Here is a 6,277-nt window from a genome sequence, read left to right on the forward strand (position 1 = left end):
GTTCAAATCCCGTCAGGACCGCTTGCAGCCGCGAGGCTGCGTGGCTGGGTAGCTCAGTTGGTACGAGCGATCGCCTGAAAAGCGATAGGTCGCCGGTTCGATCCCGGCCCCAGCCACCACGGCCCGCGAGGGCGAGAGCCCCCACCGAGAATCTCGGCGGGGGCTTTTCTCATGCCTCTCTTGCTCATGCTGACGGCGACGTTCTCATACTGACGGCGTCGTCGCAGTCTTCGCGTCCGTCGCGTCAGCCACGTCCGTCACGTCAGTCGCGTCCGTCGCGTCAGCCTCGTCCGTCGCGTCCGGCTGTTCGGCCTCCACCCGCGCGGAAGACACGCGCCGCGCCCGCACCGTCCGCACCGTCCGCACCGTCCGCACCATCCGCCCCAGCGTGACCGCGACCGCCACCAGCGCCACCCCGCCCAGCAGTGCCCAGTCCGGTACGGCGGCCCCGATCCCGCGCGCCCACCGCTCCACCGCGAACGAGTCGTCGACCGAGAGCGGCCCCGACAGCGCCGTCGTCCCGTCGAAGACGAGGAAGAGCGTGCCCAGGGTGATGAAGAAGAGGCCCGAGAGCAGCGAGTTGGTGTGCAGTTCGAAGCGGCCCACGCCGAAGGCCCGGCCCCGCAGCCAGCGCCGCCCGCCGAGGTCGAACCGTTCCCAGAGCAGGGCCAGCACGAACAGCGGTACGGCCATGCCCAGCCCGTACACCGCGAGCAGCAGCCCGCCGTAGAGCGGGCTGCCGCTGAGCGCGGCCACCGTCAGCACGCTGCCCAGGATCGGCCCCGCGCAGAACCCGGCGAGTCCGTAGACCAGCCCGAGCGCGTACACGGACAGCGCCGTCGTGGGCCTGATCCGGCCGGACAGCTCGGCCATCCGGCGCGAGGCGAAGCCCCTGCCGAGGAGTTGGGCGGCGCCCAGCGCGATGATCAGCCAGCCGCCCGCGGCCACCAGCAGATCGCGGTGGCCGTAGAAGAGCCGCCCGGCGAACGACCCGGCGGCGCCCAGCGGTACGAGCGTGGTCGCCAGGCCGAGGTAGAAGACGCCGGTACGGGCGAGGAGCCGACCGGCCGAGTCGATGGAGTACGCGAAGAACGCGGGCAGCAGCAGGGCGCTGCACGGGCTCAGCAGGGCGAGCAGGCCGCCGAGGAGCGCGACCGGATAGCCGACACCGGTCACCGCTCGGCCCCGGCGCCCGCCTTCGCCGCCGCGTCCGCCTTCGCCGCCGCGTGCGCCGCCGCGTGCGCCGCCGCGTGCGCCGCCTCGACGGCGGCGGTGAAGGTCTCCTTCGGCTGCGCGCCCGCGATGGGGCGGCCGTTGACGAGGAAGGACGGGGTGGAGGTGGCGCCCAGCCCGTACCCCTCCTCCTGGTCCGCGCGTACGGCGGCCACCGCCTCCTCGCCGCCCCGGTCGCGCTCGAACCGGTCGAGGTCCTTCACCCCCGCCGCGCGGGCGAGCGCGGTGAGCCGGTCGGGGCCGAAGCCCTTGCCCTTGGCGCCCTCGGCGTACGCGGCCGTGTGGAACTGCCAGAAGCGGCCCTGCTGTCCGGCGGCCCAGGCGGCGTGCGCGGCGGCCTCGGACTCCTTGCCGAAGATCGGGAAGTTGCGCCACTCGATGCGCAGCGTGCCGTTCTCGACGTACTTCGCGATGAGCGCGGGCTCGGTGTCGCGGGCAAACTTCCCGCAGTAGTCGCACTTGAAGTCGGCGTACTCGACCATCACGACCGGCGCGTCGGCGCGCCCGACGGAGAGCGGGTCCCCCTTCTCGCGCCGGGCGAGCTTGGCCAGCTCCGGGAAGACGTCGGCCCCGGGACCGGCGGATTCCCCGGTGGCCGGGGACTGCGCCGAGGCCGAGGCAGAGCCCGCGTCGGCCGACTCGACGCGATCGCGCGCGTCCGGCTTCGTCGCGGTGTACGACACGACGCCGAGCAGCGCGGCGGCGGCCACGACGCCCGCGCCGATGGCGATACGGCGCCGGGAGGAGGCGCCCGAAGAGGAAGGGGAGGAAGGGGAGGAAGGCGAAGGGGAAGGCGAGGAAGGGGGCATGGCGGTACGGCTCTCCGTGAAAGGGGGAACTGAAGGGACGGGTCCGGGAGGGAGCCGTCCCCTATACGCGCAGTACGGAGAGGCCGATCGGTGACGGGCCCGGCAGCGGTGGCCGACCGCGTTCCGGCGGGACGGAGGCGGCCGTCTGACCGGTGGCGCTGCCCTGGCCGCCCCCGCCGTGCGCGTCGTACAGCGCGGGCAGCAGCTCGGGACCCGTACCGCCGCGCGGCGGTACGACGGGCCGGCTGCCCAGGTCGTCCTGGCCGCCGCGCCCGCAGCCGGGCGTCCCCCGGCCGTATCCGCCGTCGGCCGTGACCACGACCTCGACCTCGACGACGGCACCGCTCGCCACCCCCGGAGCGGCCTGCGGCCCCGCACCCGCGACCGGCACCGGCACGTGGCCACAGAACGCCAGCACCGCGAGCACGGCGAGCAGCGCCCCGGCCAACGCCCCGGGCAGCAGCACCGGCCCCCTGCCCGCACCCGCGCCCGTACCCGTACCCGCGAAGCGGCTGCGCGCGCCGGTGGCGTGGCTCATCCACGGGCCTCTCGCGTCGGGCGGGGACCGGGGAGCCCGGTCGGGACATGTCTCGCATCGTACGACCTGGCGCACGACAGGCAGCGGATCAGCGAGCGGCGTCGTGCGTCTTCGGATCCAAGGCGGAGGCGGGAAGCGACGCGGAGGCGGGAAGCGACGCGGAGGCGGAGAGCGACGCGGAGGAGGCACCTCCCCGCCCTCAAGGCGGCGGAGTCGCGGGCGTCGGGAGCCCGCTCGCTGTCGTACGCCGGATCGTAAGGGCTGCCCGGCCCGATCGGGCCGTCCCCCGATCGGGCCGTCCGCCCGACGCCACGCCGCGAGCGCCCCCGTCCCGCCGGACGAGCGGACGGCCGGACGAGCGGGGCGGACGGGCGGCCCGCCGGACGGCCGGTCCGCCCTGCCAGGGGGGCTCCCCACCGTGCGCCGGAGCGCACCGCCCGGCGGATCGCCGAAACTGGTTCGCCACTCCCGAGCCCCGGGTGAGATCCTGGGCTCGGTATGTCTACTTCCTTCGCCGACCTCCAGACCCTGCTGGCCGACGTCTCGCTGCGCGACGCGCGGCGACTCGGCCGCCGTCTCGAAGGCGCCCGGCGCATCCGTAAACCAGAAGCGCGGCAGACCGTGCTGGACGAGATCGCCGGTGAGGCCGGGAAGGCCACCGAGCGGATCGACCGGCGGCGGGAGCGGGTGCCGTCGGTCTCGTACCCCGAACAGCTGCCCGTCAGCCAGAAGAAGGACACGATCCTGGAGGCGATACGCGACCACCAGGTCGTGATCGTCGCCGGTGAGACGGGGTCGGGCAAGACGACCCAGATCCCCAAGATCTGCCTGGAGCTGGGCCGTGGCGTGCGCGGCATGATCGGGCACACCCAGCCTCGCAGGATCGCCGCCCGTACCGTCGCAGAACGCGTCGCCGACGAGCTGGACACCCCGCTGGGCGAGGCGGTCGGCTGGAAGGTCCGCTTCACCGACCAGGTGAACCAGGACGCGACCTTCGTGAAGCTGATGACCGACGGCATCCTGCTCGCCGAGATCCAGACGGACCGCGAGCTGCTCGCGTACGACACGATCATCATCGACGAGGCCCACGAGCGCAGCCTCAACATCGACTTCCTGCTGGGCTATCTCGCCCAGCTGCTGCCCCGCCGCCCCGACCTGAAGGTCGTCGTCACCTCGGCGACCATCGACCCCGAGCGGTTCTCCCGGCACTTCGGTGAGGCCCCCATCGTCGAGGTCTCCGGCCGTACGTATCCAGTGGAGGTCCGCTACCGGCCTCTGTTGGAGGAGGACGGCGAGGAGGGCGACCGCGACCAGATCACCGCGATCGCCGACGCCGTGGACGAACTCCAGGCAGAGGGACCCGGCGACATCCTCGTCTTCCTCTCCGGCGAGCGGGAGATCCGCGACACGGCGGACGCCCTGGAGAAGCGCAAGCTGCGCTCGACCGAGATCCTGCCCCTCTACGCGCGCCTGTCGCACGCCGAGCAGAACCGCGTCTTCCAGCGGCACAGCGGCCGCCGGGTGGTGCTGGCGACGAACGTCGCGGAGACCTCGCTGACGGTCCCCGGCATCAAGTACGTGATCGACCCGGGCACCGCCCGGATCTCCCGCTACAGCCACCGCACCAAAGTGCAGCGGCTGCCCATCGAGCGGATCTCGCAGGCCAGCGCCAACCAGCGCAAGGGCCGCTGCGGGCGCACCTCGGACGGCATCTGTATCCGGCTGTACGCGGAGGACGACTTCACCTCCCGGCCGGAGTTCACCGACGCGGAGATCCTCCGGACGAACCTGGCCTCCGTCATCCTCCAGATGACCGCCGCCGGGCTCGGCGAGATCGAGAAGTTCCCCTTCATCGACCCGCCGGACCACCGCAACATCCGCGACGGCGTGCAGCTGCTCCAGGAGCTGGGCGCGTTCGACGCGGCGCAGAAGGACCCGAAGAAGAAGCTCACCCCGCTCGGCCGCAAGCTCTCCCAGCTCCCGGTGGACCCGCGCCTCGCCCGGATGGTCATCGAGGCGGACCGCAACGGCTGTGTACGGGAGGTGATGGTGATCGCCGCCGCGCTCTCCATCCAGGACCCGCGCGAGCGCCCCGCCGAGAAGCAGACGCAGGCCGACCAGCAGCACGCCCGGTTCAAGGACGAGACGTCCGACTTCCTGGCCTTCCTGAACATGTGGCGGTACGTACGGGAGCAGCAGAAGACGCTGTCGTCCTCGGCGTTCCGCCGCATGTGCAAGTCGGAGTATCTGAACTTCCTGCGGATCAGGGAGTGGCAGGACATCTACTCCCAGCTGCGCACGGTCGCCAAGCAGCTGGGCATCCACCTCAACGAGGAGGACGCCGGGGATCAGTCCGTACACGTCTCGCTGCTGGCCGGGCTGCTGTCGCACATCGGTATGAAGGACGTGAAGGACGCCGGGGCGGAGGGCGGGAGAAACTCGACGAAGAACGAGTATCTGGGCGCCAGGAGCGCGAAGTTCGCGGTCTTCCCGGGCTCGGCGCTCTTCAAGAAGCCGCCGCGCTTCATCATGTCGGCCGAGCTGGTGGAGACCTCGCGGCTCTGGGCGCGGGTCAACGCGAAGGTCGAGCCCGAGTGGATCGAGCCGCTGGCCGGCCATCTCCTGAAGCGGACGTACAGCGAGCCGCACTGGGAGAAGGACATGGCGGCGGTGATGGCGTACGAGAAGGTGACGCTGTACGGCGTGCCGATCGTCGCTCAGCGCAAGGTCAACTTCGGGCGGATCGACGCGGAGGCGTCCCGGGACCTGTTCATCCGGCACGCGCTGGTGGAGGGCGACTGGCGGACGCACCATCAGTTCTTCCATGACAATCGCAAACTTCTGGGCGAGGTCGAGGAGCTGGAGCACCGCGCGCGGCGCCGCGACATCCTCGTGGACGACGAGACGCTGTTCGACTTCTATGACCAGCGGGTACCGGCGGACGTGGTGTCCGGGGCGCACTTCGACGCGTGGTGGAAGGCGAGGCGCCGGGACGAGCCTGAGCTGCTCGACTTCGAGCGGTCGATGCTCATCAACGAGAAGGCCGGTTCGGTCACCAAGGACGACTACCCGGACTCCTGGCGGCAGGGGGCGCTGAAGTTCCGGGTGACGTACCAGTTCGAGCCGGGTACGGACGCGGACGGCGTGACCGTCCACGTACCGCTCCAGGTGCTCAACCAGGTCACCGCGGAGGGCTTCGACTGGCAGATCCCCGGGCTGCGCGAGCAGGTGGTCGTGGAGCTGATCCGCTCGCTGCCCAAGCCGGTCCGCCGGCACTACGTGCCCGCGCCGAACTACGCCGCCGCGTTCCTGGACCGCGCGGTGCCCCTCCAGGAGCCGCTGCCGGTGACGCTGGCGCGGGAACTCCAGCGGATGGTGGGGGTACCCGTCGCGGCGGACGACTTCGATCTCTCCCGGATCCCGGACCACTTGAAGATCACGTTCCGGATCGTCGACGAGCGGCGCCGCAAGGTGGCCGAGGACAAGGATTTGGAGGCGCTGCGGCTCCAGCTGCGTCCCAAGGCCCGCAAGGCGCTCTCCCAGGCCGCCGCGGCCACCGCCGAGCGCTCGGGCGGGGAGGCGATCGAGCGGACGGGGCTGACGGACTGGACGATCGGGCAGCTGGTCCGGGTCTTCGAGACGCGGCGGGCCGGTCAGCCGGTGAAGGCGTACCCGGCCCTGGTCGACCAGGGCCGGG

General features: G+C 71.9%; 4 protein-coding genes and 1 tRNA gene. 2 read left to right on the forward strand and 3 right to left on the reverse strand.

The window, feature by feature from the left end; translation table 11 throughout:
* Window positions 1-42 precede the first annotated feature (42 nt).
* Window positions 43-119 (forward strand) — tRNA-Phe (locus tag DVH02_RS27435).
* 85 nt (window positions 120-204) lie between these two features.
* Here DVH02_RS27435 and DVH02_RS27440 read toward each other — a convergent pair.
* From DVH02_RS27440 to DVH02_RS27450, 3 genes are all read right to left on the reverse strand, one after another.
* The gene (locus DVH02_RS27440) at window positions 205-1,176 is read right to left on the reverse strand and encodes a cytochrome c biogenesis CcdA family protein (RefSeq protein ID WP_114626548.1); all 972 of its coding nucleotides are present in this window, start codon (window positions 1,174-1,176) and stop codon (window positions 205-207) included.
* Entirely contained in the window at window positions 1,173-2,042 is an 870-nt protein-coding gene (locus DVH02_RS27445; protein ID WP_114626549.1) for a DsbA family protein, read from the reverse strand. The genes DVH02_RS27440 and DVH02_RS27445 overlap by 4 nt, the downstream gene beginning before the upstream one ends.
* A 61-nt stretch (window positions 2,043-2,103) precedes the next feature.
* Window positions 2,104-2,580 carry a hypothetical protein gene (locus DVH02_RS27450; protein WP_114626550.1) on the reverse strand — a complete coding sequence of 159 codons (477 nt, stop codon included), beginning with the start codon at window positions 2,578-2,580 and terminating at the stop codon, window positions 2,104-2,106.
* Between the two features lie 498 nt (window positions 2,581-3,078).
* Between DVH02_RS27450 and hrpA the strand changes: the two genes are divergently transcribed.
* On the forward strand, window positions 3,079-6,277 hold a 3,199-nt coding region (hrpA, locus tag DVH02_RS27455; protein ID WP_114626551.1), incomplete at its 3' end, for an ATP-dependent RNA helicase HrpA.

The sequence above is a fragment of the Streptomyces corynorhini genome (genome assembly GCF_003346515.1).
GTDB lineage: Bacteria > Actinomycetota > Actinomycetes > Streptomycetales > Streptomycetaceae > Streptomyces > Streptomyces corynorhini.